Annotated in this window: 28 protein-coding genes; 18 read left to right on the top strand and 10 right to left on the bottom strand. The window is 68.4% G+C overall.

Annotated features, from left to right (window positions below; genetic code table 11):
• Nucleotides 1-9: 9 nt before the first annotated feature.
• From BLV63_RS10720 to BLV63_RS10710, 3 genes are read right to left on the bottom strand one after another with little or no spacing between them, the layout of a single operon-like run.
• A complete protein-coding gene (locus BLV63_RS10720; protein ID WP_066212528.1) occupies nucleotides 10-504 on the bottom strand; it encodes a GNAT family N-acetyltransferase in 495 nt (164 codons plus the stop codon).
• A gap of 49 nt (nucleotides 505-553) precedes the next feature.
• On the bottom strand, nucleotides 554-1093 hold the full coding sequence (locus BLV63_RS10715) for a DUF6264 family protein (RefSeq protein ID WP_367888716.1): 540 nt from the start codon (nucleotides 1091-1093) through the stop codon (nucleotides 554-556).
• Nucleotides 1053-1652 carry a DUF998 domain-containing protein gene (locus tag BLV63_RS10710; protein WP_066212524.1) on the bottom strand — a complete coding sequence of 200 codons (600 nt, stop codon included), beginning with the start codon at nucleotides 1650-1652 and terminating at the stop codon, nucleotides 1053-1055. Before BLV63_RS10710 ends, BLV63_RS10715 begins: the two co-directional genes overlap by 41 nt.
• A gap of 79 nt (nucleotides 1653-1731) precedes the next feature.
• On the opposite strand from BLV63_RS10710, the gene BLV63_RS10705 reads away from it, so the two are divergent.
• The 6 genes from BLV63_RS10705 to BLV63_RS10680 all read left to right on the top strand — a co-directional run bounded on the left by BLV63_RS10705 (nucleotide 1732) and on the right by BLV63_RS10680 (nucleotide 8317).
• Nucleotides 1732-2106, top strand: a complete 375-nt coding sequence (locus tag BLV63_RS10705; RefSeq protein ID WP_074784556.1) for a MerR family transcriptional regulator — start codon at nucleotides 1732-1734, stop codon at nucleotides 2104-2106.
• Between the two features lie 39 nt (nucleotides 2107-2145).
• Nucleotides 2146-2622: an SAM-dependent methyltransferase gene (locus BLV63_RS10700; RefSeq protein WP_066212518.1), complete on the top strand. Its 477-nt coding sequence runs from the start codon at nucleotides 2146-2148 to the stop codon at nucleotides 2620-2622.
• An 834-nt stretch (nucleotides 2623-3456) separates the two neighbouring features.
• Nucleotides 3457-5940 carry a glycogen/starch/alpha-glucan phosphorylase gene (locus tag BLV63_RS10695; protein ID WP_066212516.1) on the top strand — a complete coding sequence of 828 codons (2484 nt, stop codon included), beginning with the start codon at nucleotides 3457-3459 and terminating at the stop codon, nucleotides 5938-5940.
• A 171-nt stretch (nucleotides 5941-6111) separates the two neighbouring features.
• Nucleotides 6112-7362, top strand: coding sequence for a flavin-dependent oxidoreductase (locus tag BLV63_RS10690; RefSeq protein WP_066212511.1), 1251 nt, complete (start codon nucleotides 6112-6114; stop codon nucleotides 7360-7362).
• Nucleotides 7359-7853: a MarR family winged helix-turn-helix transcriptional regulator gene (locus BLV63_RS10685; RefSeq protein ID WP_066212507.1), complete on the top strand. Its 495-nt coding sequence runs from the start codon at nucleotides 7359-7361 to the stop codon at nucleotides 7851-7853. Before BLV63_RS10690 ends, BLV63_RS10685 begins: the two co-directional genes overlap by 4 nt.
• The gene (locus BLV63_RS10680; RefSeq protein WP_066212503.1) at nucleotides 7850-8317 is read left to right on the top strand and encodes a DUF3237 domain-containing protein; all 468 of its coding nucleotides are present in this window, start codon (nucleotides 7850-7852) and stop codon (nucleotides 8315-8317) included. Before BLV63_RS10685 ends, BLV63_RS10680 begins: the two co-directional genes overlap by 4 nt.
• Nucleotides 8318-8375: 58 nt before the next feature.
• Here the strand turns inward: BLV63_RS10680 and BLV63_RS10675 are convergent, their stop codons facing one another.
• On the bottom strand, nucleotides 8376-9779 hold the full coding sequence (locus BLV63_RS10675; protein WP_066213079.1) for an MFS transporter: 1404 nt from the start codon (nucleotides 9777-9779) through the stop codon (nucleotides 8376-8378).
• A gap of 261 nt (nucleotides 9780-10040) precedes the next feature.
• On the opposite strand from BLV63_RS10675, the gene BLV63_RS10670 reads away from it, so the two are divergent.
• Nucleotides 10041-10949 (top strand): helix-turn-helix domain-containing protein, encoded by a 909-nt coding sequence (locus BLV63_RS10670; protein WP_066213076.1) that lies wholly within the window; start codon nucleotides 10041-10043, stop codon nucleotides 10947-10949.
• Here BLV63_RS10670 and BLV63_RS10665 read toward each other — a convergent pair.
• Nucleotides 10915-11505, bottom strand: a complete 591-nt coding sequence (locus BLV63_RS10665; RefSeq protein WP_066212501.1) for a hypothetical protein — start codon at nucleotides 11503-11505, stop codon at nucleotides 10915-10917. The genes BLV63_RS10670 and BLV63_RS10665 overlap by 35 nt on opposite strands.
• A 105-nt stretch (nucleotides 11506-11610) precedes the next feature.
• Here BLV63_RS10665 and BLV63_RS10660 point away from each other — a divergent pair, with 105 nt between their 5' ends.
• The 3 genes from BLV63_RS10660 to BLV63_RS10650 all read left to right on the top strand — a co-directional run bounded on the left by BLV63_RS10660 (nucleotide 11611) and on the right by BLV63_RS10650 (nucleotide 12830).
• Complete coding sequence (locus BLV63_RS10660) at nucleotides 11611-12009, top strand: VOC family protein (protein ID WP_066212499.1); 399 nt, start codon at nucleotides 11611-11613, stop codon at nucleotides 12007-12009.
• Nucleotides 12006-12332, top strand: a complete 327-nt coding sequence (locus tag BLV63_RS10655) for an antibiotic biosynthesis monooxygenase family protein (RefSeq protein WP_066212496.1) — start codon at nucleotides 12006-12008, stop codon at nucleotides 12330-12332. Before BLV63_RS10660 ends, BLV63_RS10655 begins: the two co-directional genes overlap by 4 nt.
• Before the next feature lie 105 nt (nucleotides 12333-12437).
• Nucleotides 12438-12830, top strand: coding sequence for a VOC family protein (locus BLV63_RS10650; RefSeq protein WP_217640450.1), 393 nt, complete (start codon nucleotides 12438-12440; stop codon nucleotides 12828-12830).
• A gap of 5 nt (nucleotides 12831-12835) precedes the next feature.
• Here the strand turns inward: BLV63_RS10650 and BLV63_RS10645 are convergent, their stop codons facing one another.
• Nucleotides 12836-13453, bottom strand: coding sequence for a LysE/ArgO family amino acid transporter (locus BLV63_RS10645; RefSeq protein WP_082724071.1), 618 nt, complete (start codon nucleotides 13451-13453; stop codon nucleotides 12836-12838).
• A 70-nt stretch (nucleotides 13454-13523) separates the two neighbouring features.
• Here BLV63_RS10645 and BLV63_RS10640 point away from each other — a divergent pair, with 70 nt between their 5' ends.
• Nucleotides 13524-14402, top strand: coding sequence for a LysR family transcriptional regulator ArgP (locus BLV63_RS10640; RefSeq protein ID WP_174521256.1), 879 nt, complete (start codon nucleotides 13524-13526; stop codon nucleotides 14400-14402).
• A gap of 37 nt (nucleotides 14403-14439) precedes the next feature.
• Here BLV63_RS10640 and BLV63_RS10635 read toward each other — a convergent pair whose 3' ends face one another.
• Both BLV63_RS10635 and zapE read right to left on the bottom strand, forming a co-directional pair.
• Nucleotides 14440-15525 carry an ATP-binding protein gene (locus BLV63_RS10635; RefSeq protein WP_066212495.1) on the bottom strand — a complete coding sequence of 362 codons (1086 nt, stop codon included), beginning with the start codon at nucleotides 15523-15525 and terminating at the stop codon, nucleotides 14440-14442.
• A 49-nt stretch (nucleotides 15526-15574) separates the two neighbouring features.
• Nucleotides 15575-16594 carry a cell division protein ZapE gene (gene zapE / locus BLV63_RS10630; protein ID WP_066212492.1) on the bottom strand — a complete coding sequence of 340 codons (1020 nt, stop codon included), beginning with the start codon at nucleotides 16592-16594 and terminating at the stop codon, nucleotides 15575-15577.
• Nucleotides 16595-16661: 67 nt separating this feature from the next.
• On the opposite strand from zapE, the gene BLV63_RS10625 reads away from it, so the two are divergent.
• Nucleotides 16662-17258, top strand: coding sequence for a TetR/AcrR family transcriptional regulator (locus BLV63_RS10625; protein ID WP_139244675.1), 597 nt, complete (start codon nucleotides 16662-16664; stop codon nucleotides 17256-17258).
• A gap of 13 nt (nucleotides 17259-17271) precedes the next feature.
• On the opposite strand, the gene BLV63_RS10620 is transcribed toward BLV63_RS10625, so the two are convergent.
• On the bottom strand, nucleotides 17272-18267 hold the full coding sequence (locus BLV63_RS10620) for a YeiH family protein (RefSeq protein ID WP_066212488.1): 996 nt from the start codon (nucleotides 18265-18267) through the stop codon (nucleotides 17272-17274).
• A gap of 70 nt (nucleotides 18268-18337) precedes the next feature.
• On the opposite strand from BLV63_RS10620, the gene BLV63_RS10615 reads away from it, so the two are divergent.
• Nucleotides 18338-19243, top strand: a complete 906-nt coding sequence (locus BLV63_RS10615; RefSeq protein ID WP_066212487.1) for a LysR family transcriptional regulator — start codon at nucleotides 18338-18340, stop codon at nucleotides 19241-19243.
• A gap of 36 nt (nucleotides 19244-19279) precedes the next feature.
• Here BLV63_RS10615 and BLV63_RS10610 read toward each other — a convergent pair whose 3' ends face one another.
• On the bottom strand, nucleotides 19280-19678 hold the full coding sequence (locus BLV63_RS10610) for a nuclear transport factor 2 family protein (RefSeq protein WP_169795509.1): 399 nt from the start codon (nucleotides 19676-19678) through the stop codon (nucleotides 19280-19282).
• 70 nt (nucleotides 19679-19748) lie between these two features.
• Here BLV63_RS10610 and BLV63_RS10605 point away from each other — a divergent pair, with 70 nt between their 5' ends.
• The 5 genes from BLV63_RS10605 to BLV63_RS10585 all read left to right on the top strand — a co-directional run bounded on the left by BLV63_RS10605 (nucleotide 19749) and on the right by BLV63_RS10585 (nucleotide 23448).
• The gene (locus BLV63_RS10605) at nucleotides 19749-20393 is read left to right on the top strand and encodes a peptide deformylase (protein WP_174521255.1); all 645 of its coding nucleotides are present in this window, start codon (nucleotides 19749-19751) and stop codon (nucleotides 20391-20393) included.
• Between the two features lie 2 nt (nucleotides 20394-20395).
• Nucleotides 20396-21286 (top strand): putative RNA methyltransferase, encoded by an 891-nt coding sequence (locus BLV63_RS10600; protein WP_066212483.1) that lies wholly within the window; start codon nucleotides 20396-20398, stop codon nucleotides 21284-21286.
• A gap of 147 nt (nucleotides 21287-21433) precedes the next feature.
• Nucleotides 21434-21895 (top strand): NfeD family protein, encoded by a 462-nt coding sequence (locus BLV63_RS10595; RefSeq protein ID WP_066212481.1) that lies wholly within the window; start codon nucleotides 21434-21436, stop codon nucleotides 21893-21895.
• A gap of 57 nt (nucleotides 21896-21952) precedes the next feature.
• Entirely contained in the window at nucleotides 21953-22879 is a 927-nt protein-coding gene (locus tag BLV63_RS10590; protein ID WP_066212479.1) for an SPFH domain-containing protein, read from the top strand.
• Between the two features lie 224 nt (nucleotides 22880-23103).
• On the top strand, nucleotides 23104-23448 hold the full coding sequence (locus tag BLV63_RS10585; protein ID WP_066212477.1) for an RNA polymerase-binding protein RbpA: 345 nt from the start codon (nucleotides 23104-23106) through the stop codon (nucleotides 23446-23448).
• The last annotated feature ends 89 nt before the right edge of the window (nucleotides 23449-23537 follow it).

Genomic DNA, 23537 nt, shown 5'->3' with positions numbered 1-23537 from the left:
AACGCGGGTTCAATCCAGGTCGAGCTTCATGCCAACGTGGCTCGCCACGAACCCCAGCCGGGTGTAGAAACGCTGGGCGTCGGTCCTGCGGGCGTCCGTCGTGAGCTGGACGAGGCCGGCTCCGTTCCGGCGGCCGTACTCGACGGCCCAGGAGATCATGGCGGACCCCACTCCTTGTCCGCGCAGCGTCGACGCGATGCGGACGCCTTCGATGTTGAGCCGGAGGCGTCCGCCACGGGAAATCCCCGGGATCAGGCTGAGCTGCATCAACCCGACGAGGGCGCCGTCGGAGTCTTCGACGACCGCGAGGAACTGGGCCGGATCGGAGTCGACCGCTTCGAAGCCTCGGAGGTAGGCGCCGTCGTCGTGCCGTTCGCGGGTCTGACCGAGCATGTCATCGTGCAGCAGCTCGATGAGGGACCCCAGGTCATTGCGGAGGGCCTTGCGGACGACGAAGCCCGGTGCGATGTCGACGGGTGGCAGGAACGGGGGAGTGGGGCTCATGCCCCCAGGCTACTGGGCCGCGGCTGAGTGAAGCGGTGCCGCCAGGGCATCACAGGCCGGGCGAAGGGCTCGTGGCCATCAGTACTGCGTAGACGGCGACGGCGATGAATGTCACGCTGCACAGCCCGATGAGCGGCAGCCAGGTCGCTGCGCGCCGTGGGCTTTTTCGGTTGATGATGGCCAGCACGAGCGTCGCGACGAAGAACGGCACGAAAACCAGTGCGAGGAGGACGCCGCTGAGCTCGAGTTCACCCTCGTAGCACCCCGAGCCAAGCGTCTCGAGGGTGCATTCCATCCGGAAGGGATAGGCGCCCAGCGCCAAGCCGAACAGTAGGGCCGCAGGGAAGCAGACCACCGTGCCCGCGATCGCGAGCACCACGGACGTTCTCTGACCTGCCGTCAGGCGGTCTCCTGGGAGGGTCTGTGATGCCATCCCGTCATGGTCCATCTGACCTGCCCTTTCGCTGTTCCGAAGCTCTGACGGTATCAGGGACGTTCGGAACGGCTCTTCGGACCGGTGGGGTTCGGTGGCCGGCTGCCACCGAAACTCAGGGGGAGGCCAGGACTGCTGCTGCCACCAGCGGAGCAGCAGTGACCACCACGATGAAGAGGCGTTCGCTGAGACCGAAGAACCGGCGTCGTAGAGGCTGGATGAGCAAGGCGAGGACAAGCGCCGTCAACGAGATCGCCGCGATCAGATCCAGTGCGTTCACCACGGCGACGGCGCCCGCTGGGCCCGCGATCAATCTGCTCAAGGGGGTGATGGTCGCGTAGGCGAGGGTGAACCAGGCGATCGCGAACAGCAGATGGATCCTGCCACGCGTGGTCGTGGTGGTGCCGCTGCGATCGGTCGGCACGAAAGGCATGACCGCCAGGAGCACGCCGAGGCCGAGCAGCCAGCCACCCAGCGTGGTGTCCGATCGGGAGGTGCTAGACAGGACGGCGAAGCCGAGCGAAAGCCAGGCCAAGGACGCCGTCCACGATGCGGCGGAAGCGACTGCCCTGGTCCGTTTCGCCGGAGATGCGGCGTAATCGCTGACGGTGTCGTGGACAGGGTGGATGCCGCCGGGCAGCACGTGCAGCAGGACGAACAGCAGGAGCCGCAGGGAGAACAGAACAACCGCTGTGCCGGCGAGGAAGTGCGTCATGGGGGAATTCCTTGAGTCGTGGACCGGGTTGTCGGAATCGACGCTAAACTTTCAAGTCACTTGAAGGTCAAGGGGGATGATGAGGATCAGTGAACTGGCTCGCCGCACGGGTGTGGCGCCGTCGGCGATCAGGTTCTACGAGGATCGGGACATGTTCAGCCCGGGTCAGGTGAAGCGATTGCCCAATGGCTATCGTGACTACACGCCGGAGGCTCAGCGCCGAGTGGAACTGATTCTTGCGGGACGGGCGGCCGGCTTCTCGTTGACGGAGATGCGGGAGCGCATGACGCATTGGGACGGCATGAGCGAGGGGGAGAAGGCGTCGCTCCTGGCGGAGCAGCTCGAGGTCATCGACGGGCGGATTGCCGAACTCGCACATGCCCGGGACACCGTCAGGGCCGCGCTGGTAGCGTTGCGAGGGAGCCGCGCTGTTGGAGAGGTGGACCGGCAATGACCTGGGAACGGCCTGAGGGCTCGTGAGAGGATCGATGGTGTGACGGACAGTACATCGCTGGAACTACCGCCCCTCCATGACTCTCTGACGTGGCTGACTCCGCTCTCGGAGGAACGCGCCGCGCACCTGGTGACCTTCTTATCCGACCCTGCGCCGACGGACGTTCTGGACATGGGGTGCGGGTGGGGTGAGTTGCTGCTCCGGGTCGTGGAGTCGGTGCCGCACGCGCGAGGCAGGGGAGTGGACCGGTCGCCGGCGTTCATCGAGCGGGCACGCCAGCAAGCGCGGATTCGCGGGCTGGATGACCGGGTGATTTTCGATCTCATGCCTGGCTTGGAGGCTCAGAATGCAGCGGCCGATGCGGTCATCTGCATTGGTGCGAGCCAGATCTGGGGGCCGCCGGTGGAGGATGCCCAGCCCCTGGACTACGGCGCGGCTCTGCGGTCTTTGCTGCTGACGGAACCAAGCTCGCCGAAGCCGACGGGCGGCCCGGCGGCATCGTGCGCGCCGAACTGACGCGTCGAACTCCCTGAACAGTGAGAGCGTCGCGTGGAGGTCATGTCTCAGCGCACTGTGAACGAGGGGAACGTCTCGTGCGCCAAGGAGGGGCGAGATGATCGGCCCAGGGCAGCGTCCGGATTATTAGTTGACATAATGTAGATTATCGGCGCTTTACTGTCGTGGACGGAGAGGGTTTGGTCGACGTCGTATACCTGTGACGGCGACCTCGGCATTCCGACTGCAGGACTCGACCAGGCTCTGGTCGCGCGCGGCATTCTCGCTTAGCCTGACTCCACGACTGCTCATGGAACGCCGCGGCAGAGATGTGGAGAGTTCTTCGATGACCGCCGACCGAGACATCACGCCTGACACGTCCGTCGGTGTCAGCTGGATCTCTCTCGTCTGCGTGCTCGTGATCATCGGCGGGTCACTTGTCGCGGTGCATGCGCTCTGGCCTGACACATTCTTCGACGTCGCCGTATGGGTGGTCGTCGCTGAGGTGATCGGACTCCTGGCTGCGGTGTTCATCCGCCAGGCGAGGCGCCGCCGTCGGGTTCAGCGTTCTGGACATGAGGCGATCGGCGTCGTCGAGAGTTCGAATCCATGGCGGAGGCAGGGCCAGGAAGGCTCTGCGGACACGATCGGTGCCGTGGTGACCGCGACGGCGTCGTCCTCATCAGCACCCGATCGGCGTCCTGAACGCGCCGAGCGACCCGCCCCTGCGCCCACCGCGCCACTCCCCTGCACTTTTTTGACCATTCGGCGCTCACCTGGATCGTTACATGACAGCCGCCCGAAATATTCTCGACAGACACTTTCGCGGACACCTGCGTCATATAGCGTCGTGCCATGTCTGACACTCCTGTTTCTCACCCGCTCGCACTCGGGCCGGTGGCCCCACCCGCCAGCACCGTAGACGGGTTCGTCCAAGAATTCCTCAACAACCTGAACTTCCGTCAGGGCGTGGCGCTGTCGACATCGAGCGACAACGACCGCTACCTGGCGCTGGCTGAGACCGTGCGGGACTATCTCATGGCCCGCTGGCTGGAAGACCAGCGCCGCCAGCACGAGCGCCAGGCCAAGGGCGTCTGCTATCTTTCCGCCGAGTACCTCCTGGGGCGGCAGCTCGACAACAACCTCCTGGCGAGCGGGCTCAATGAGATCGCGACCGAAGCCCTCGCCTCCTGCGGCATCGACATCGATGAGCTCCGCCGCCTTGAGGTCGAGCCGGGTCTCGGCAACGGCGGTCTGGGTCGCCTGGCGGCCTGTTTCGTCGATTCCCTCGCCACCATGAGCGTCCCGTCCATCGGGTACGGCATCCGCTACGAATTCGGCATCTTCCGTCAGACGTTCGTCGAAGGCCAGCAGGCCGAACAGCCCGATCAGTGGCTGGCCATGGGCTCCCCCTGGGAATTCCCGCACCCTGAAGCGGCGCAGACCATCTCGTTCGGCGGTCACACTGAAAGCTACGACGACGACGGCACGCAGCGGACCCGCTGGGTCCCGGCCTGGGACGTCCAGGCCGTCCCCTACAACTACATGGTGCCCGGCTACCGCAATGGCCGCGTCAACACGCTGCGCCTCTGGAGCGCCGAGGCCACCAACGCCTTCGATCTGCGCACCTTCAACTCCGGCGAGTACTCGGAGGCCGTGCGCGCCCAGACGTTCGCGTCCAACATCTCCAAAGTGCTGTACCCGGAGGACTCGACGCCGCAGGGCAAGGAGCTGCGCCTTCAGCAGCAGTACTTCTTCGTGGCCGCCTCGATCCGGGACTTCCTGGACCGTCAGCTCGCCGAGGGTTTCGATCTCAAGAACCTGCCTGAGCGCGTGATCTTCCAGCTCAACGACACTCACCCGGTGATCGCGGTGCCGGAACTCATGCGCGTCCTGGTGGATGAGCGAGGTCTCGACTGGGCCGAAGCGTGGGAGATCACCCGTCAGTGTTTCGCCTACACCTGTCACACTCTCCTGCCGGAGGCCCTGGAAGTCTGGTCGGTGGACCTGCTCGGGCGCCTGCTCCCCCGCCACCTGGAGATCATCTACCGCATCAATGAGGAGTTCCTCCTGTCGGTGCGGGAACAGTTCGGCGACGATGAGATGCGGATCCGCAACATGTCGATCATCGGCGAGCACCCGGAACGCTCCGTCCGGATGGCTTATCTGGCGACAGTGGCCGGCGCCAAGGTCAACGGCGTCGCCGAGCTGCACTCACAGCTCCTCCGGGACAAGGTGCTCCCCGACTTCGCCGAGTTCTTCCCCGGCAAGTTCACCAACGTCACCAACGGGGTCACGCCACGGCGTTTCCTCCGCTTGGCGAATCCCGCACTGTCCTCTCTCATCTCGGACACCATCGGCTCGGGCTGGGAGACGGACCTGGACCGCCTCAAAGAACTGGAGCCCCACGCGGAGAATCCTGCGTTCCGCGCGGCATTCGCCGAGGTCAAAGCCCATAACAAGGACCGCCTCCGCGACGAGCTGATGCTCCGTGACGGCCTGGTGGTCGGTGAGGGACATCTGCTCGACGTCATGGTGAAGCGCCTGCACGAGTACAAGCGCCAGATGCTCCAGGTGCTGCACATCGTCACGCTCTACGAGGGTGTCCAGTCCGGCCGGGTGAAGGCATCCGACATCACTCCGCGTACTTTCATCTTCGGGGCGAAGGCCGCTCCTGGATATGCCATGGCGAAGCGGATCATCCACCTCATCAACGCGGTCGGATCCGTGGTCAATAACGATCCGCGCGTCGAAGGCCGGCTCAAGGTGCTCTTCCCGCCCAACTACAACGTCACGCTCGCCGAGCGGGTGATTCCGGCCGCCGACCTCTCGGAGCAGATCTCCCTGGCCGGCAAGGAGGCCTCCGGCACGGGCAACATGAAGTTCGCGCTGAACGGCGCGCTCACCATCGGCACGGACGACGGCGCGAACGTCGAGATCCGCGAGCTTGTGGGCGATGACAACTTCTTCCTCTTCGGCATGACCGAACCGGAGGTCGCGGCACTGTGGGCCAAGGGATATCGGCCGAGCGAGTTCTACCAGGGCAATGAGGACCTCCGCCGCGCGATGGACCTCATCGCCTCCGGCGCGTTCTCCGGCGGAGACCGCTCGACCTTCGAACCGATCGTCTCCAACCTGCTCTACGACGACCGCTTCATGGTGCTGGCGGACTACGGCTCTTATTTGCAGGCTCAGCGCACCGTGGACGCCGCATACGCAGACCAGGACGCCTGGACCCGGTCCGCGATCCTGAACGTCGCGCGCTGCGGCTTCTTCTCGTCGGATCGCTCGATGCGCGACTACATCGAGCGGATCTGGCACACGCCGCCGTCGCTGTAGACCGACTGGCAGCACGCTTGACGGAGCCCCGGACGCCACCTGGCGCCCGGGGCTCTGCTGTGCCCGCTCCCCCGCGTCTTCTCCCCCGGGACCCACCCCTTGCGGCAAAGTAGTTCAGATGCAAAACTATCTTCATCACCCGTGGTGCAGATCACAGACGAAGGAGTCTTCATGCGCATCGCCATCGCAGGGGCCGGCATCGGCGGCCTGGCCCTCGCTCTCAGTCTCGAAGCGGCAGGCCTCCGGGAGGTCGTCGTGTACGAACGCAGCCGTGAGATCCGGCCCTTGGGCGTCGGGATCAACCTGCTGCCCCACGCCGTGCGGGAACTGGACGAGCTCCGTCTGGGCTCCCGGATCCGGGAGCTCGGCGTAGAGCCGGAGGCCTTGAGCTATTTCAACCGTCATGGCCAGGAGATCTGGTCCGAACCGCGTGGGCTGGCCGCGGGATACCGCTGGCCTCAGCTGTCCGTGCACCGGGGCCGGCTGCAGCTCGTTCTTTACGAAGTGGTCCGGGAGCGGCTGGGCGACGTGGTGCGCACGGGACATCGACTGTCCGCGGTCCGGGACCGGCCCGACGGCGTCACCGCCACCTTCGACACCGTGGACGGCCCCGTGGACGTGGACGCCGACGTGCTGATCGGCGCCGACGGCATCCACTCCGCCCTGCGCGCCCTCCGGTATCCCGAGGACGGCGCTCCCGTCTGGAGTGGACTCACTCTCTGGCGCGGAACGGCACGCGTCGCGCCGTTCCTGGATGGTCGCACCATGATCATGGCGGGCGACGGCGAGCAGAAGTTCGTCGCCTACCCTCTCGAACCGCTCGACCCGGCGACGGGCACGCAGCGCGTCAATTTCATCGCCGAGCGCCGCGTCGCCGGCTCACCGGACGCCGACTGGAACCGCGCCGTCGCGCCCGCTCCGATCGCGGAGCTGTTCCGCGGCTGGTCCTTCGACTGGCTCGATGTGCCGGGGGTCATCGCCGGCGCCGAAGAGATCCTCGAATACCCGATGGTGGACCGCGACGCACTCCCCCGCTGGAGCATCGGCAGGACGACGCTGATCGCGGACGCCGCCCACGCGATGTACCCGAACGGATCCAACGGCGGTTCGCAGGCCATCCTCGACGCCCGCACGCTGGCCCACCACCTCGCGACTGCGGCGACGATCGAGGATGCCTTGCAGCGCTACGAGAAGGACCGCCGTCCCGTCACGGCGAAACTTCTGGAGATGACGCGGCAGACCGGGCCGGAACGCGTCATGCAACTCGCCCACGAACGGGCGCCCGGCGGCTTCGCGGACATCCACGACGTGATCCCGGCAGCGGAGCTCGAGGAGATCGCGGCGTCCTACAAGCGTGCCGCGGGTTTCCACCCGGAACAGCTCAACGCGCGGTCTTCGCTGGGAGTGGGAGCCGGGGCATGATCGTCGACGCCGCACGACTGGCCGCAGTCGTCTCACCGCTCCGCCGGACCCTGCTGACCGTGACCCGCGCCCGTGCCGATCTGCCCGACATCCCGGATGCGCAGGTTGAGATCCTCCGTGCCCTCCCGCGCGGAACCGCGACATCGCCCGGTGAACTCGCCACGACGCTGGGCCTCAGCAAGTCCAGCGTCAGCAACCTTCTCGCGTCTATGGAGCGGGCGGGTCTGATCAGCCGGCGCCCGAGTCCCGAGGACGGGCGCGGGGTCCAGGTCCGCGCCTCCGAGGACGCGCTCCGCCACTTCGAGTCCTTCGACGCCACGTCCACGACCGTCATTCTGGAGGCGGTGGCGCGCTTGAGCCCGGAGGAACAGAGCGTCCTCGCCGCGGCGGTTCCGGTGCTGGAGAGCCTGCGGGACCTGGTCGCACGGAGCGGCAGTGCGGAGGTCTCGACGGGGGACTCGCCCCCGCAGGGCCCTGGGGTGACGTCATGACGGCGCCGCTTCCTGTGCCGGGCCTGGAAGCCGCCTTCGACGTCGAGGTGCAGGTCGGCGCTCCGGCCGACCATGGCGTCACCCGCGTCGGTCATCGCCGCGTGGTGCCGATCCTCGGTGGCAGGATCTCCGGTGCGGTGACCGCGGAGATCCTGGAGGGCGGCGCTGACTGGCAGCGCATCCGCCCGGACGGAGGCTGCGAGATCGATGCCCGCTACAGTGCCAGGACCGAGGACGGCGAGCTCCTGTATCTCCACGCCGAGGGTCTCCGCATCCCCGGTCCTCAGGCCGCCGAGGCGCTGGCCCGCGGCGAACAGCCCGGGCCGGAAGAGTTCTACTTCCGGACCACTGTCTCGATCGAGACCTCGGCGCCGCGGCTGGCCCACCTGGAACGGTCATTGTTCATCACGTCAGGTCTGCGTGATGCGGACACCGTGCGCTACACGGCCTACCGGGTGAGCTGAGCGTCCACGACGGCGGCCCGCCGGCCGAAAGCCGGTGCGGCGCCGCCGTCGTCGTGCGTCAGGTCGTGGTCCGCGTACGTGCAGCGGGCCTCCGCAGGAAGGCGGCGAGCAGGACGGCCATCGCCAGGCAGACCCCGGCGTTGACGAGGATGGCCGTGGTGAGGCCACCCAGGATCACGTCCGGCCCGGCGGCCCCGGCCCCCATGCTGGTCAGGTGCGCCGTGACGATGGCGCTCATGATCGGGATCCCGAGGGTGATGCCGATCTGCTGGCTCATGGTCGCGAGCCCGGTGGCGAGGCCTTGCTCGGTGTCGGGCAGACCGGAGGTCGCGGTCACGGTGAACCCGACGATGACCACCAGATTGGCCACTCCTCCGACGAAAGTCGCGATCAGGAGAAGGATGAGCGACCCGGGCTCCGAGCTCAGCAGCGCCAGGATGCCGGTGGCGGCGGCCTGCGCGGCGAACCCGCCGGCCAGCGCCCCCTTGGTGCCGAACAGGGCGATCACCCGGGGCCCGAGCAGTCCACCCAGAACGGTGCCGAGCCCCAGGACCGCGAAGGAGAGGCCCGCGCCGAGCGGGCTGTACCCGAGCACGCGCTGCACGTAGAGGGTCAGAAGGAACACGAGGGAGGTCTCGGTGGCGAAGGCCGCCAGACCGGCCAGATTCCCCCACGCGATGGCCGGACGGCGCACCATCCAGAGGGGCACGAGCGGTGCAGCGGCACGCCGTTCCACCAGGATGAAGGAGACGAGCAGGACGGCGGCCGCCCCCAGCGCGACCAGGGTGAATGGTGAGGTCCAGCCGGTTTCGGCGGCCTGAGTGAGCCCGAGGACCAGGGCGAACAGGCCCAGCGTCACGGTGATCGCGCCCGGCACATCCAGGGTCTGCCGCGTGGCGGGACGGCTCTCGTGGAGCACCAAAGGGCCGGCGATCAGCACGCCGAGGGCCACCGGGATGTTGAGGAAGAAGGCCCATCGCCAGCTCAGAATGTCGGTCAGGAGGCCGCCCAGAACGGCTCCCGTGGTGAAACCCGCAGCCATCAGCGCGCCGTTCAAGCCGAGGGCCTTCTCCCGCAGAGGACCCTCCTCGAAGGCGGCGAGGAGCAGCGCCAGGGCCGACGGGATCACCAGAGCCGTAGCGATGCCCTGGCCCACCCGGGCGGCGAGGAGCAATGCCGGTTCGGTCGCGATCCCGCCGACCAGCGACGCGATGCCGAGAAGCGCCATGCCGGTGAAGAACACCCGACGTCGGCCGAGCAGATCGGCGACCCGTCCGGACAGCAGCGTGAGTCCCGCCGCGCACAGGGAGAAGGCCGTGGCGATCCATTGCAGGTTCTCCAGGGCGAAGCCGACCTCCCTGCCGATGACCGGAAGGGCGACGTTGAGGATTGAGAAGTCGACGGCGAGGGTGAAGCCCGCCGTCAGCAGCACCACGAGCGCGATCCGCTGATGCCGGGACATCGTGGCACCCGTGCCGGCGGCACCGCCTGAGCCTGCACCGCTTGGTCTCCCACCGCCGTCCGGTGCGGCGGCGGGCGTGCCGCTCTCCGTGTGCGGTCCCGAGGGAATGGTCATGCCGTGGCTCCTTGCTCGTGGGGTCGATGCCGCCTCAGGTGGCGGTGCCTCCACTGTGCGGCCGTCGCCGGATCGCAACCAGACCCGGCCCTGCCTAGCACTCCCAGGGACAGGACAGCCGGCTTTCCTCGGGGCAGAATGGCTTCCATGAACCCTCAGAGCGAACTCGGCGAGTTCCTTCGGCTCCGCCGCGCGGGCATCCAGCCGGATGACGTGGGACTGCTGCACCACGGAGTGCGACGCGTGCCCGGGCTGAGGCGCGAGGAGCTGGCGATGCTCGCCGGAGTGAGCCTCACGTACTACACGCGGCTAGAACAAGGCCTCAGCACCAATGCGTCCGATGCCGTGCTCGACTCCCTGGCCCGGGCCCTCCGTCTGAGCGCCGACGAACGGAGCCACCTGTTCGATCTGGCCCGTCCGGCGAGGAAGCCGGGCCGTCGCGGACCGTCCCGACCGGACGAGGCTCGGCCGGGCACGATCCGATTGGTGCAGGCCATGACCGGCGTGCCCGCCGTCGTGCTGGGCCGTCTCGGCGACGTGCTCGCATGGAATCCGCTGGGGCATCGCCTGGTGGCGGGCCATCTGGACTTCGCCGCGCCCGCGGCGCCCGAGACGAGGCCCAATCTGCACCGGCTGCTCTTCCTCGACCCGCAGACGCGCGAGCTCTACTCGCGCTGGCCGGAGGAGGCCTCCCGTGCCGTCGCCTCGCTGCGTCTGCTGGCGGGACGGGCCGACGACGGCGCGCTGGCCGCGCTGATCGGTGAACTGACGCTCCGCAGCGAGGAGTTCGCTCGGCTTTGGTCCCGGCATCCCGTGCAGAACTGCGTCTCGGGAGTCAAACTGTTCCGGCATCCCGAACTGGGTGAGCTGGAGCTGTCGTTCGAAGTGCTGGACTCCCCCGACGATTCGGGACACCGCATCCTCCTGTACACGGCCGAGCCGTGCAGCCCGGCCGAGGAGTCGCTCAAGCTGCTGGGGATCCTGGCGGAGTCGACCGGAAACGCTGTCCCGAAGGCTGAGATCAGGCCCGGGCCATCCTCTCGGCCAGCCTCCTGAGAGGAACCGGGACCTCGCTCGGCTCCAGTTCCGCCGCCAGAGCGCCGGCCAGCAGCTCCTTGCGTCCTGAGGCGACCCCGCAGAAACGGTGAAGCTGCTCGGCCAGGGGCCGGCCCTGCCACGCGGGTTGCTGCTGCAGGGTGGCCAGCTTGGTTCCGAGCCCGAGTCCTTCGATGACCTCCACCGTCCGTGCCGTCCCCAGAGCGCGGATCAGCTCCTCTTCGAGGTCGGCGCGGCAGACGAAGAAGCCCCGGGAGGGCAGTTCCCGTTCGTGAGCCACTCCGAGACCTGCCACGTCCAGCGCCCGCAGCACGAATCGCACCTCTCCGGCGTCGCAGAGCCCGAGGAGGCCGGCGTCGGGCCTGGCGCGGACGGTGTCCAGCAGCACCCGCCGCACGTTGGTCACTCCCCCGAGATCCACCAGCTGCACGGAGGAGAGGTCGACATCGAGGCGCTTGGCGACCGCCCGTACGGCCGCGACATCACTGACTCCCTCGAGGAGCACGGTGGTGGCGCAGAACGTCCCTTCGGTCTCCGCCCAGGTCAAGCCCTCCATAGCGGCCCAGTCTGGCAGTCCCGTGCCCAGCCGACAAGACCTCGGCCGATCGGAAACTCACACCCCGGCCTTGGATCACCGCCTCCCGACGTCTAGATTCGGTTCATGCTGGTCATCGGTTCGGTGGTGTTCCGTGTTCGCGATCTGACCGCGCAGACCGCCTTCTGGTGCGCGGCGCTTCACTATGTGGTGAGGGAGCCCCCAGGGGACGACTTCGTCCTGCTCCATTCCCCGGAAGGCCGCGGCCCCAATGTGTCGCTGGACGCTTCGCCCTCGGAGCGCATGCTGCCACCGCGGCTCCATCTCGACCTGTACGCGCAGGACCAGGCGGCGGAAGCCGTAAGGCTCGAGGCGCTGGGGGCGCGCCTCGTCCACTGGGAAGGCCGGCCTGACGACGCCGATTACCTGATCATGGAGGACCCCGAAGGAAATCGCTTCTGCGTGATCGACGCCGCCGAGTGGAGTGGGTGGGGTCCTGACCCAGCAGGCAGAATGGACTCATGAGTGTCATCAAGATCAACGCCATCACCGTTCCCGCAGATTCCGGCGACGAGCTCGCCAAGCGCTTCGCCGCCCGCGCCACCTCGGTGGACGGCCAGCCCGGCTTCGAGGGCTTCGAGCTTCTGCAGCCGTCCGACGGCCGCAATGTCTGGCTCGTCCTGACCCGCTGGGCCGATGAGGAGAGCTTCAACGCCTGGCGCGAGTCGGCGTCGTTCGGTCATGGTCACCGCCCTTCCGGAGGCGACGACGGCGCGCGCCAGCGCCCGGTGGGAGTGTCCGCCGAGCTGTGGAGCTACAGCGTCGCGGACCTCAGCAGCGGAGAGTGATGTGACGGGGCGGTCACGGGGGAAGATCCCGTGGCCGCCCTTTCGTGTTGCCCGACGGATCCGTCGACCAGGACGAGGCGGAAACGCGGGCGTTAGACTCCCGGTGTGCCGATCTTCCATCACCTTGAGCTCTGGACTCGCGACCTTCCCGGCGCCGAGCCGTCCTTCGACTGGCTCCTGGCCCACCTCGGTTTCGTCAAGGACGACCCCGCGGACTGGCCGCAGGGCCGGATCTGGCGGCATCCGGAGGGAAGCTATCTGGTGCTGGAGCAGTCCCCCGCGGTGCTGGACGAACCGCACGACCGGCTCCGTCCCGGGCTGAACCATGTGGCCTTCACCGTTCCGGGCCGTGCCCTGCTCGACGAGCTGCGCAGGGACGCCGTCGCGAACGACTGGCAAGAGCTCTTCCCGGAGGTCTACCCGCATGCCGGCGGTCCTCAGCACACCGCGCTATACCTGGTGAACGGGCAGGGCTTCGAGGTCGAACTGGTCGCCTGAACGGCTCAGTGGCCGAACACCAGTTGCGCGGCGATGATCACCATGGTCACGGCGATGGCCGCGTCGAGGAGGCGCCAGGCGGCCGGTCGGGCGAAGACCGGAGCCAGGAATCGGGCGCCGAACCCCAGCAGGCTGAACCAGATGACACTCGCCGCCGCGGCGCCCGCGCCGAAGGACCACCGCGCCTCTCCGTGCGCCGCGCCGAGAGAGCCGAGCAGCAGCACCGTGTCCAGGTAGACGTGCGGGTTCAGCCAGGTCAGGGCGGCCACCGTACCGAGAGTCGCCCAGAGACCGGCGCTTCCTCCGCGTTCGGTGGACAGGGCGGAACTCTTGCTCATCACCCGCCGTGCCGCCGTGAAGGCGTAGGCCAGAAGGAATGCGGCGCCGGCCCAGCGTGCCACCACCAGAATCCAGGGCGCCGCCTCGATCGCTGCGCCTACCCCTGAGATCCCGGCCAGGATGAGCACGGCGTCACTGCCCATGCAGAGCAGCACGACGGGCACCACATGCTCTCGCAGAAGACCTTGGCGGAGCACGAAGGCGTTCTGCGCTCCGATGGCGATGATGAGGGACAGTCCGGCGCCGAAGCCGGCGAAAAGCACGGGGATGTCAGGGGAGATCACCCGCTCACGCTATCCACGACGCGGCCCGAAGTGAAGCTAATTATTCTTCAGGATCATTAGAATCATTCATGTGATAGCTCATCCCGATCAGCTCCGCGCCCTGAGCGCGGTCGTGGAACATGGCACCTTCGACGCCGCGGCCGCCGCTTTGCACCTCACGCCATCCGCGATCAGCCAGCGCATCCGAGCGCTGGAGCAGCAGGTCGGGAAAGTGCTGCTCCTGCGCTCGAAACCTGCCGTGGCCACGGCTCCCGGTCGGGCGGTGCTGCGTCTCGCGCGTCAGATCGCCCTCCTGGAACAGGAGACGGCGGTGGAGCTCGGGCTGGAGGACCCGCACGGGGCGCGCATCCCCCTGGTGGTCAATGCGGACTCACTCGCCACCTGGGTGCTCCCGGCTCTGGCCACCGTGCCCGGGGTGCGCTTCGAGATCCTCGTGGACGATCAGGATCACACGACCGCGTGGCTCCGCGAGGGTGTCGCGATGGCTGCGATCACCTCGGACACGAGCCCGGTGCCCGGGTGCCGTGTGACGTCACTGGGGGTGATGCGGTATCACGCCATGGCGAGTCCATCGTTCCGCGACCGCTGGTTCCCCGAGGGGCTGACGGTCGACGGCCTCTCGCGCGCCCCCATGCTCAATTTCAACCGCAAGGACAGCCTGCAGGACCGCTTCCTGGCTCTCCACAGCCCGGAGAAGATCCTGGATCCACCGTGCACTCATGTCCCCTCCAGTTCGGAGTTCGTGAAAGCGACCGAGCTGGGGCTCGGCTGGGCGATGCTGCCGGACATTCAGACGGACGAGGGACGTGAAGCGGGCCGTTTGGTCGTGCTGGATGAGGCGAACACGGTGGACGTCAGTCTGCATTGGCAGCAGTGGGCGGCGGGCTCGGCCGCTCTCGATTCCGTCGCGGCCGCCCTGCGCGAGACCGCCGATGTCGTGCTGCGCTGAGTGCCTGCTGTCCTGACCACCCGGTGCGGCGCAGCGTTCACTCGCCGCGGAAGTATTCCGCCATCCCCGGAATGGCGAACCGCAGCTTTCCATGACCGGCCGCCTCGATCAGGCCGGCATCGATGAGCCGGGTCCGGTAGTTCCCCACGGCGCTGGCCCTCATGCCGATCCGCTGACCGATGTCGCCGCTGGTGGAGATCCCGTCGGGGTCCTCGGCCATCGCTTCGAGGAACTCCCGGTCCCTCGGCGAGACGGAGGCCAGCGCCGCTTCGATGACGGTCCGGTCATGACGACGCCGGGCAGCCGCCACGGCGCGCTGCACGGCATCATCGCCGAGCGGCCCGACCTCGGCCTCCTTCCAGAGGTAGTACCCCACCAGCTGGATGAGGAAGGGGTACCCGCCCGTCGCCTCGGCGGCCCGCGCGGCCTGGTCCGGGCCCAGCGTCCAGCCGCCCTCGGCGAGCGTGTCGCGGAGGGACCGTTCGACGTCGTCGAGCGCGGCGGCATGCAGATCGATGCGGTCGGCACGGCGCAGGAAGGTCGCGACGCCTTCGTTGAGGAGGTCCGAGACGGCGGACGGCAGCCCGGCGAAGACGAGCCCGATCGGCAGGGACTCGCGGATCAGGTGCTGGACGTCGGCGGCCAAGAGGGCCAGCTCGGAGCGATTGGCGGCGTGGATCTCGTCCACGGTCAGGATGAGTCCGGTTCCCTTCTCGGCGAGGAGGGCCAGCAGGGCGATCGCCTGATCGCGCCACTGGACCTGCTCCTCAGGTGCCAGCTGCGTGGTGATCCCGAATCCGGCGACGGAGAGGGCGGTGACCCGCCGGGCCGCGCGCCCCTCCCCCAGCTCCTGAGTGAGCCGGCGCATGTGCTCGCCGATCCTGGCCACGAAGCCCGGCGTCGCGGTCTCGGAGATGACGGCCCAGCCGGCCTCCAGCGCCGCATCCTCGGCGGCCCCCAGCATGACGGTCTTCCCCACGCCACGCACGCCTGTGAAGATGGTCAGCAGACCCGGCGCCCCCGAGCCCAGGTGCAGTCCGTAGGTGAACTCGTCCAGGAGGCCTTCCCGGCCGATCAGTTCGGGAGGAGTGGCCCCGGCGGTCGGGCGGAACGGGTTTTTCATGGGACGAGTCTAACGGTGAGTTTGTGTGAATTCTATGAATTTTATGAATTCATGTGAAGGGACGCTCGGCGAGATGCCGCAGCCTGCTGACGAACCGCGCCGCGTCCCGCACCCGCGGGGCCAGCTCCGCCTCCGAGGGCAGCGGCGACTCCGACGCGAAGAGGACGTCCACCCGCTCGTCGTACAGCACGTCGACCAGGTGCGCCCAGCGCTGCGTCGGCTCCCGCTCCAGACGTTCGACGCCGGGCACTCCGGTGATCTCCCACCTCCTCCACCGCCGCGCGAGGACCAGATAGTCCTGCGCGGAGAGGGGGTCATCGCAGAGCCTGGCGAACTCCACGACGAAAACGCCGTCGGACGCCAGCCCCGCCCGCAGGCTCCGGCTCCCGCCTCCGAGGGGCACCTGCAGCTCCTGCGCTCCCCCGGCCTGGTCGCGCCCGCCGGACTCCGTGGACGGCTCCCTGAGCCAGCCGGGCTGCGCCGACCCGCCCGGGATCCCGGTCTGCCGATGATCCCACGTCCCCGTCAGCTCGATGACGTGAAAGCCGGATTCGATCGTCCGGATGACCGGCAGGACCGCCTCGTGGAAGAGCGGATCGGGCAGGAGGCGGTGCGGTGGGTAGTTCGATGTGGCGAGGACCCGCACCCCGGCCGCGAGCGCGCGCGGGAGCCAGCGATTCAGGAGATGGGCGTCGGCGACGTCGTGGAGGAGGAATTCGTCGAAGAGCAGCACCGGGGTTTCCGTCCGGTAGCGCGCCAACACGTGCTCGGCGCGTCCGGGATCGGCCGCGAGCGCCGAGTGCAATCCGCTGAGGAAGCCGTGGAAGTGGACGCGCTGCCGGGTCTCCTCCGGGAGGAGGGTGAAGTACTCCTCCAGTAGCCAGGATTTGCCACGCCCGACGGCGCCCCAGAGGTAGATGGGGGCGGCTCCGGCCGACTCCAGTCGGTCGAGGGCTTCCTGTTGAGCTTCGTCGAGCCGACGGCCTTCGGCCTCCACGTTCCGGCGGACCGCAGCCGCGGTGGGCAAGGCAGCGGTCTTCGCGGTGGAGGGGAACAGGCGGGGCAGCATGCCTGTACTCTACATCTATAGAGGATTGGGTCGGCTAGAGAGCACCCATGGAGGACCGGGGGGCGGCGTGATGGGACAGGACCGGCGAGAGGCGATCTGCGAGGCCGCGGTCGGGTTGCTGGCGCGGGATGGCGCCCGTGGGCTGACGCACCATGCGGTGGACCGGAGTCTGGGCCTGCCGCTCGGGTCTGCCTCGTACTACTTCAGGACGCGGCTTGCACTCCTGGAGGCGACGGCCCGGTGGATCGCGGTCCGGTCCCGCGCCGAACTGGACCGCGGTCTCTCGGGCGCGGCGGACGCGGGCCCTGGAGCGCCGGGGCGCGATGGCCTTCCCGGGGCTGCCGCCGTCGTCGCCCGTCAGATGGAGCTGCTCTTGACGGTCCGCCGCGATCAGGCGCTCGCACGCACTGCTCTGCTGGGTGAGACGTCGCTGCCCGGCGACGTGCGCAGCGCCCTGGCGCGCTGCCTGTTCTCCCACCACCTGGCCGAGAATCTGATGGCCGGTCTCGGGGCTCACGAGCCCAGGGAGGCGGCGAAGGACCTCGTGACTTTCCTGGAGGGACTCGTCGCCGAGGAGCTGTGGAACGCCTCCTCGAGTTCCGCCACGTCCGCAGTGGCCACTCGTGTGGAGCGGCATCTGAAGCGGCTGCTCGCCGTCGCCTGAGTCCCGGTGGGCGTTACGCGATGACCAGGGCGCCACCCAGCCCCAGAGCAGCGACCAGCACGGTGGACCCGGCGGCCAGGGCGAGCAGCCTTCCGCTGCCGGACAGGAGTGACTTCACGTGGACGCCGGCGCCGAGTGCGAACATGGCGGCCGACAGCAGGAATTCCTGGGCTGAGGAGGCCAGGGCGAGCACTTCGTGCGGCACCGGCAGAAGGCTCCGGACCACCGCCGCGATGATGAACCCCACGAGGAAGAGGGGAATCACGGGTGGTTTACTCGACGCGGAGTCCTGACTCATGTCGCCCTCCGGGGCGAGCGCGCGGGACCGGGCTCCCAGGACGGCGGCCACGGGGGCCAGCAGCAGCACGCGGGCGAGCTTCATGCTGACCGCCAGGCCGAGCGCTCCCCCACCGAACAGACCTCCGATCGCGACGACTTGCCCGACTTCATGCACCGAAGCGCCCGCCCAGAGCGCCGTCTGTTCCGTGCTGAGCCCCAGGAGGGCTCCGAGACCGGGAATCAGCGGGATCATGAGGGTTCCGAACAGGACCACGAGCGCGACGGCGGTCACCGTCTCCTTCTCGCGGGCATCCACGCTCGACTCGACGCCGGCGACAGCTGCGGCGCCGCAGATCGAGAATCCACAGGCCACGAGGAGCGCTTGTCTACGCTCCACCCCGAGCAGGCGGCCGAGGCCGAGGGTTCCCACGATGCCGACGCCGACCACGAGGACCGCCAGCACCGGGACTCCCCAGCCGCGGGCGAACAGCTCGGGCAGAGACAGCTGCAGGCCCAGCAGCACGATGCCCAGGCGCAACGGCACCCGGGCGGCATAGCCCAGTCCGGGATCGCTCGTGCGGGGCAGGATGCCGGCATTGCGCGCGACGACCCCCACGATGATCGCGATCAGCAGCGCACTCACCCCCGGAACCAGATGGGAGATCACGCAGGCCACGAGGGCCACGGCTCCGGCGAGGAGCAGTCCGGGACGTTGCAGAGCGGTAGGCATGTTTCCATGCTTTCAACGTCGGCCGGCGGCCAGTAGACGGCAAACGGGCATGGAGCCATATGCTGGTGATATGACCGTACGAGACTGGGATCTGCGCCATTTCCGCCTGCTGGATGCGCTGGCCGAAGCCGGCAGCATCGGCGCGGCGGCCCGTCTTCTGGGACTCGCACAGCCCAATGCCTCCCGGTTGCTGGATTCCATGGAGCGCAGTGCGGGCTTCCCTTTGGCCGAACGGTCCGCGCGGGGAAGCCGCCTCACCGACCGTGGCCTGGTGCTGGCGGGCCTCGCCTCAGAAGTGCTCGCCGCCGCCACGCGGGTGACGCACGCCGCGGACGCCCTCGCCGGTCAGGGCGGCAGCCTCCACATCTGCTCGAGCCTCACCGTGGCCGAACACCTCATGCCCGGCTGGCTGGCGACAGCCCGGCAGCGGCTCCCCTCCTTGTCCATCACCCTCGACGTCGGCAACTCGGCGTCCGTGTTCGAACGGCTGCGCGATGGCAGCGTCGATCTCGGCTTCGTCGAGGGCCCCACCATCGAGACGGGCTTCCACTATCTGGATCTGCTGCGGGACGACCTGGTGGTGGTCGTGCCGGCGTCGCACCCCTGGGCCGGGAGCGGGACCGTCGGCGCCGAGGAGCTCGCGGGCGCCACCCTGGTGGTCCGTGAAGCAGGCTCCGGGACCCGGCAGGTGGCCGAGCGCGCCCTTGCGGCCCATACGCGAGGCGGGACCGGACCGTCGCGTCTCGAGGTGGGGAGCAATGCCGCACTCGTGGCGAGCGTGGCCGCGGGGCTCGGTCCCGGCGTCGTCAGCCGCCTGGCGGTCAGCTCCGAACTTCAGACAGGCCGGCTCGTGGCAGTCACCGTGCCCGGGCTCGTGCTGGCGCGGACGCTCCGGGCGGTGTGGCCTTCCCGCGCGCCACTCAGCAGGGAGACGGGCGAGTTCCTGACGCTCGTGCGGTCGTTGATCGACGGCTGAGCTCTTCCACCGGGCTTCCCGGCACCGAGCAGGCTCTCAGGTCTCGTAGCTGTCGAAGCTGTCCTGTGCCGCGATGAGACCGTCACGCACCGTGAAGACCGAGAGGATCCGGGCCTTCATGGTGTCCCCCACATTCCAGTACGGCAGATCCATCCGTGCCACCGCCTGCCAGGACAGCTCCACCGCCACCTCCTCGCCGTCGGCCAGCACCCGCTGCACGGTGTACTGCTGGTCCCCCACTACGAGGTGCGCCTGGGCGAATCCGTTCAAGGTCTGTTCCCGATCCCGAGTGGCCTCCTGGGGCGACAACGCGTTCGGCCATTCGCGGAACACGAAGTCCGGCGCCAGCAAGGCGGCGAGCTCCTCCACAGGGGCCTGACGGCCCACGGCATGCACATAGTCGAGAACGATCCGGCGGGCAGTCTCAGCTGTCATAGACTGCATCCTAGCCGTGCCGTCGGCCCACCCGTCCGACGAGCCGTCGCCCCCTGACCTGAGGAGAGCCGTGTCCGCCCCTGCCCCCACCCTGAGCGATGCGGAGATCCGCGAGCTGGTCCTGGCGCTCCTGGAGTCCCCGGAGGAGATCGCGATCGTACAGGCCGGCCACCCCGTCCTCCGGCAGCAGGCCAAGGACTTCACCGGCCAGCTCAGTGATGCGGAGCTCCAAGCCTTCCTGGACCTCATGCGGGCCGTCATGCATGCGGCGCCGGGGGTCGGACTTGCAGCGCCACAGCTGGGCATCCCTCTCCGAATCGCGGTCCTGGAAGACCAGTGGCCCATCCCCGAGGAGGTCGCCGCGGAGCGTCACCGCGAGCCGCTCCCCTACTTCGCAGTGGTCAACCCGGTCTATCACGGCCTGGGCGAAGAGCTGGCGCCCTTCTATGAGGGGTGCCTGTCCGTCCACGGTCTGCAGGCGGTGGTCGCACGTCACCAGCGCGTGCAGCTCGACTGGACCTCTCCGGAGGGCGAGACCCGCAGCGAGGAATTCAGCGGCTGGCAGGCCCGCATCGTCCAGCATGAGACCGACCATCTGGGCGGCACACTGTACGTGGACAAGGCCGTCACCCGGTCCCTGACCTTCAATCCGGAGTACGCGGAGTACTGGGCCGCGCCGGGGATCGACGGCGCCAGGAAGGGCCTGGGTTTCTGACCGTGAAGGATGACGCCAGGGCGCTCCTCCGCTGTCCGCATTGCGGCGAGCCGTTCGTGCCCGGTCAGGGACCGCGCCTCCAGTGCCCCGCGGGCCACAGCTTCGACGCCGCCAAACAGGGCTACTACAACTTCCTCACCGGCAAAGGCACGGCGTTCACCGCGGACAGCGCCGCCATGGCAGCGTCGCGGGCCGCCTTCCTCGACAGCGGGCACTATGCTCCCCTGGCGGAAGCACTCGCCGGGATGGTCCGTGAAGGGATGGCCTCAACGGATCCGTCGCGCGACACCGGCACGCCGGTGGTCGTCGACGCCGGAGCGGGCACCGGCTACTACCTCCACGAGGTGACCACGCGACTGAGCCCCCAGGGCTCCGGGTCCACCGCCCCGGCCGCCGTCGCCTTCGACATCTCGAAGTTCGCCCTCCGTCGCGCCGCACGCCTGAACCCCGATGCCGCGGTGTTCGTCTGGGACGTCTGGCGTCCGCTTCCGCTCGCCGCCGGCAGCGCCGACGCTCTCCTCGTGGTGTTCGCGCCCCGTAACCCGGCCGAGTTCCGCCGCGTCCTCCGGCCGGGCGGGGTCGCCGTCGTCGTGACTCCGCAGCCGGCCCATCTGCGGGAGATCGCTGAAGTCGCCGGGCTCCTGGACATCGAGGAAGGCAAGACCGAACGGCTCGACGCCGGCATGGGAGAGGACTTCGAGCTGCTCGAGCGGCGGACGCTCGAGTTCGGCCTGTCTCTCACGCCTGCGGACGTCGCCGCCGTCGCGCTCATGGGCCCGGCCGGGCACCACCTCGATCCGGAGGCGCTCGCCCGCCGCACCGAAGCCCTGGGAGCCCTCACCCCGGTCACGGCGGCGTTCACCCTCTCCGCCTACCGCCCTCGCGCGGCCTGAACCGGCAGCCCTCCCGACACGGAAGCCCAGATCGTGACCCTCACGCGAGGTGCCCGGGAGCGCGGTGTGACTAGGATGGTTCAAACGATCGTGGGGAGTCGTCGCCGAAGGAGGCGTTGGTCTCACCCACAGCAAAGGGGTGGCACGATGGACTGGCTCATCGACAATCTCTGGGCCCTCTGGCTCGTCACGTTGCTGGTCTTCGGGGTGATCGAGCTCCTCAGCCTCGACCTGATCTTCCTCATGATGGCCGGCTCTTCGCTGGTGACCCTCTTCGTCGCCCTTGCAGGAGCGCCCTTCTGGCTCCAGGTGGTCGTGTTCTGCCTGGTCTCGCTCCTGATGATCTTCTTCGTCCGGCCCATCGCCCTGAAACATCTGCGCAAGGGTCCCAAGGACTCCCTCAGCAATGTCGACCGGCTGATCGGCGACTCCGCCCTCGTCGTGGAGACCGTGAGCGCGCAGGGCGGGCTCGTCAAGATCGGGGGCGACGTGTGGAGCGCCCGGACGGACGGCCTCAGCTTCCTCACCGGCACCACCGTCCAGGTGCTGCGCATCGACGGCGCCCACGCTGTCGTCGGACTTCCCGAGCAGCCCACCGCTGCTTCCTGACTTTTTCAGCGGGCAAGGCGCTTGCCCGTCCCGCCAACCCAGGAAAGGCACCTGCTGATGTTCAATCCCTTACCTGTCGTACTCTCCTTCCTCCTGATCGCCCTGGTGATCTTCGTCCTGATCGTGCTGATCCGTTCCGTGCGGATCGTGCCGCAGGCCCGCGCCGGGGTGGTGGAACGGCTCGGAAAGTACCAGCGCACGCTGAACCCGGGCCTGACCATCCTCATCCCTTTCGTGGACCGCCTGCTGCCGCTGCTGGACCTTCGTGAACAGGTGGTGTCCTTCCCTCCGCAGCCCGTCATCACCGAGGACAACCTGGTGGTCTCCATCGACACCGTGGTGTACTTCCAGGTCACGGATGCCCGCGCGGCCACCTATGAGATCGCCAACTACATCCAGGCCGTCGAGCAGCTCACCACCACCACGCTCCGTAACGTGGTGGGCGGCCTCAACCTGGAGCAGGCTCTGACCAGCCGCGACCAGATCAACGGCCAGCTACGCGGCGTCCTCGACGAGGCCACCGGCCGTTGGGGCATCCGCGTCTCCCGCGTCGAGCTCAAGGCCATCGATCCGCCCCTCTCCATCCAGGACTCGATGGAGAAGCAGATGCGCGCCGAGCGTGACCGCCGTGCCGCGATCCTCACGGCGGAAGGCACCAAGCAGTCCCAGATCCTGACAGCCGAGGGTGAGCGGCAGGCCGCCATCCTCAAGGCCGAGGGCGACGCGAAGGCGGCGATCCTGAGGGCCGACGGTGAAGCCCAGGCCATCCAGAAGGTCTTCGACGCGATCCACGCCGGACGTCCGGATCAGAAGCTGCTGGCCTACCAGTACCTGCAGACGCTTCCCAAGCTCGCCGAAGGCACGTCCAACAAGCTGTGGATCATCCCGAGCGAGGTGGGCGAGGCCCTCAAGGGCATCGGCGGCGTGCTCGGCAATGTGGCGCCCGACGCCGGCGACTCCACCGGTGGCGTGCCGCGCCACTGACGCGTCCTCTCCGGACCTTCGCGGCCGGACCAGCTCTGCCGGCCCCGTTTCGACGGGGCCGGCGGCATATGGCCCGCGATCGGGCTCCGGTGCCGTAAAATAGGTGGTTGCGCCCTGGAGCGGGAACAAGTCCGGCTCTGAAGGCGTTGCATTCGACAGGGTATCCTCCCTGGCCCATCAAGCCAGGGTGAGTGCCGTGGAACCCGGTCAGCGAGGGAGAACAAATGAGCGATCGCAGCCTGCGAGGCATGCGCCTTGGCGCACAGAGCATGGAGAGCGAATCCGGTGTGGAGCCGGCGCCGCGCCAGCGCGTGGAGTACCGCTGCGCCGATGGTGAACAGGTTTTCGTGACCTTTGCCGCCGAAGCGGAGATCCCCCCGGTCTGGACGTCCAAGACCGGCAAGGAAGCCATCCTGGTCGACGGCGAGAAGCCGGTCGACGCCAATGAAAAGGCCGCCCGTACCCACTGGGACATGCTGCTGGAACGCCGTTCCATCCCCGAGCTGGAGCAGATCCTTGAGGACCGCCTCAAGATCCTCCGCGAACGCCGGGGAGCACGCGCCAGCTGACGCTGCTGGACGACGACATGAAGGAAGGGCCGGAACCCGCGGGTTCCGGCCCTTCCTCTGTCTCGGGTCTCTCCCGGGCAGGGGCGCCT

Source organism: Arthrobacter woluwensis, assembly GCF_900105345.1.
Classification (GTDB): Bacteria; Actinomycetota; Actinomycetes; order Actinomycetales; family Micrococcaceae; genus Arthrobacter_E; species Arthrobacter_E woluwensis.
The sequence above is the reverse complement of the archived record's forward strand: the minus strand, read 5'-3'. Positions and strand labels throughout refer to the sequence as shown.